Source organism: Rhizobacter sp. P3_B12 (assembly GCF_056402895.1).
This window is the reverse complement of record NZ_JBFUGN010000803.1, coordinates 1-2,867: the sequence shown is the minus strand read 5'-3', so window position 1 is coordinate 2,867 and position 2,867 is coordinate 1. Positions and strand designations below refer to the sequence as shown.

1 protein-coding gene is annotated in these 2,867 nt (G+C 64.0%); it reads right to left on the bottom strand.

Annotated features, from left to right (window positions below; all coding sequences use genetic code 11):
- The coding region (locus AC1D01_RS28265; protein WP_477872324.1) for a PAS domain S-box protein at window positions 1–2,867 on the bottom strand (2,867 nt) is incomplete at both ends.

Below are 2,867 nucleotides of genomic sequence, written 5' to 3'. Positions count from 1 at the left end.
GCAACGCTCCGTGCAGTTCGGCTTGCTGGACGGCGAGCGCCACATGGGAGCTGAGTTGGCGCAGGAACTCGCATTCACCGCTGCTGAAGGCTTGCGGCGACCGACGCGCGGACACGAGGATGCCGAACACACGGCTCTCGGACTGCAACGGGGCAATGACCAACGAGCACAAGCCGCCCCGCGCGAGCCGCTGCGGAAATGCAAACGCGACCTGCCGGATGTCTGGCTCGTAGACCAGTTCGCCCCGAACGCAGCGCGACAGCCCGTTCTCGTCGATCTCGACGCTCGATTTCTCTGCCAGCCCCAGCTCCAATGCCAGCGGTTGGCTGTGCGCGCCGACGCGGATGACCGTCAGGGCGTTGGATGTCGCATCAAAGTGCAAGACGCAGGCGAAGTCCACCGGCAAGCGCTCTTCCAGGCTGCGCATCGCGACTTGATGGATGCTGCGCAGGTCCTGTCTCTCGCCGATCGCGCGGGTGATCTGGTCCAGCAGGGTCAGTCGCTCCAGCTGTGCCTCCAGTCGCGCCTGCGCGAGCTTGCGATCGGTGATGTCGCGCACGAACGCGCTGAAGGCCGGTGTCGCTCCGGTTCGAATCGGCGTGATGGACAGGTCGATCGGAAACTCGTGGCCATCCCGATGCAGCGCAGTCAACTCGACGCGCTTGTTCAGAACCGCGGCCTCGCCGGTGGCAAGGTAGCGTTCGAGGCCACGCCTGTGACCCTCGCGGTGGCGCTCGGGGATGATCGTCTGCGCCAGCGACCGTCCCAACGCCTCGGCGTTCGTCCAACCGAAGGTGGTTTCGGCTTGCGGGCTCCAGCCGGTGATGGCCCCCGTGCCGTCCATTGTCACGACGGCATCGAGCGCGGTGTCCACGATCAGGCGAGTGCGTTCTTCGCTGGCCCGCAAGGCATCTTCGCTGCGCTTGCGATCAGTAATGTCGGTGGAGATGCCGAACACGCCGTACACCTTGCCATTCTGGTCGCGCAGCGGGCATTTCACCGACACATAGGTGTGCGGCTCACCGTCATGGGGGACGAACTCTTCCTCGACCAGTGGAGCATCCGCTGCGGCAACGCGCTGGTCCACGTTGCGCAGGGCATCCGCGACCTCCGCAGCGAACAGTTCGTGATCGGACTTTCCGACGACTGCCTCGTTGCTGATGTGGAACAGCTCTGTATAGCGCCGGTTGACCAGCAGATAACGTCCCTGAAGGTTTTTCACATAGATCACCGCCGCCGAGTTGTCGATGATGGCCTTCAGCAGCCGCTGGCTCTCGCGCAAATCCTCGTTGGCTCGCTTCTGCTCGGTGATGTCCTGCAAGGTGCTGAACCAGCGCATCTTGCCGCCGGCATCGACGACTCTGGGAATCGGCTCGATCACCTGGCGGACATGGATCTCGATACCGTCCGCCCGTCGAAGCCGGTACTCGACGTCCATACGCACGCCCGCAACGCCGGCGGCGATGCTGGTATTGCGGAACGTCGAGCGGTCGTCCGGATGCAGCAGGCTCATCCACTCGCGGGTGCTTTGAGGCATCCGGGCAGGCTCGACCCCGATCAACAGCGGCAATGTCTCGGACCATGCCTCGAACGATCCATCGGGTCGCGTGATCACATGGGCCAGCTTTGCCATCACATGGGCACGGTGCAGGGCCACATCGCGTTCACGCAACGCGCCTTCGATGCGTCCCCGCTCGACGATCTCTGCTTCGAGATCCTGGGTCTTGCGGGTCAGTTCGGCAGTTCGCAGCTGCACCAGCTGATCGAGTTGATCGCGCGATTGCCGCAGCGCCGTGTCCTGCTCCTGGAGGCGAGCAGCCATTGCGTTGAAGCTGCCACCGAATTGCCCCAGTTCGTCGCCCCGCAGGCCCCGAATGCGGGCGGCCAGGTCGCCGCTGGCGATGGCCTCCACGGCCATGCCCAGCGCGCGAATGGGCCGCAGGATGCTTGCTGCAAACACCAGCCCGATGAACGCGGCGAGAGCAAGGATCCCTGCCGACATCAGCACTCTCTCACGTGTAGCCTCAGTGATCTGCGCGACGACGGCAGCCTCAGGAACCATGTAGAAAACTGTCCATGGCACCGTCTCGAACCGGCGTGCGACACCGTAGTTCCAGGTCTGATTGACGGGGGCGAAACCGCGGAACACGCCAGGGGACGGCACGGCAGCGCGGGACCGGTCGAACTGCTCAGGGAACGATCTAACGTCTTCGAGCAACATTCGTGTCTTGTCCCCGAAGCGGCGTTCGGTGACGAGGCGCTCGACGGTGGCGGGATCCAATGCCCCACCAGGGTGGAAGACGATCTCGTCGCTATAGGTGTGCGCGATACGTATCCCTTCGCGATCGAAAAGAACCGCGAAGCTGCCGGGGCCTGCGAGCGCATTGGATCCCTTGACCGTGTCCCACAGCGCTTTCGCATGCACCCACAGAACGGCGATGCACCCCACGCGCTGGCTTGGCCCAGGGATCGGTATGAGGTAGGCAATCGTCGGGACGGAACCACTGCGAGGCGACGAGATGAAGAGGTCGGAAATAACAGAACGGCCCTGCATCGCCTCGCGCACGGTCGGACGATCGGAGAGGTCGACACCGATCAATGGCGACTCCGTGGCAATGAGGACGCGCCCGCTGCCGTCGAGCAAGGCGGCGCCGCGGATACCTGTATCGCTTGCTGGATAGGCCGAGAGGATCCCCAGCATCGCTGTACGCCGCGTTGCGCTGCGATCCGGTGATTCAGCGCAGTAAGCCGCTGATTCGGGGAAGCCCGCCAGCTGGGTGACCGAACGCTGGTAACCCCGGTGAAAGCCATCGAGTTCGTGCACGATCTGGTCGCCACGAGCCTCAAGCACGTCCTTGACACCATTC